The organism is Roseateles sp. P5_E1 (assembly GCF_054049335.1).
Map to the genome: position 1 here is coordinate 1 of NZ_JBFUMN010000471.1, position 523 is coordinate 523.

Below are 523 nucleotides of genomic sequence, written 5' to 3' on the forward strand. Positions count from 1 at the left end.
TTTCTGGTCGTTGAGGTTTCGTGCGTCGTAAGGGAACAGCAGATTGCCCATGTGGCCCAGCGCGGTCGACGGGATATAGGCGAACGCCTCGGTACCGCCGCCGGAAATGGTATTGCCGGCCGCATCCATGCCGCCGTTGAAGGCATGCAGCATGCCGTCATTGGCCCCGACGTACACCATGTAATTGGCACGGGTCTTCTTTTGGGCGACATACGTCTGGTAGCTGGTGGCCAGCGTCCCGCCCAGACGACGGTACCCGTAGTCGTCGCCCGGCGCACTGACCACCGGACTGGAGTTGACGATGTCTCCCAGGCGGGTAGTGCGATCGCGTAGCTTGCCGCCGTTTTTCACTTCACCGGTCTGGTCGCCCTTGAGGTAGGCCACCGCACTGGTGATGTTCGCCCCAAGGGCCGTCACCGCAGCCGCGTTGCAGCGGGACATGCCCGGATACAGCGCGGCTGACTTCGTGCACAGATCGTCCAGCGTCACCGTACCCGCAGTGAAGGCGCGGGTGGTGCCGTCC

Annotated in this window: 1 protein-coding gene; it reads right to left on the bottom strand. The window is 63.7% G+C overall.

The window, feature by feature from the left end; all coding sequences use genetic code 11:
• Positions 1 to 523, bottom strand: a 523-nt coding sequence (locus ACXJKJ_RS32150) for a PilC/PilY family type IV pilus protein (protein ID WP_457395808.1), incomplete at both ends; no start/stop codon positions are given.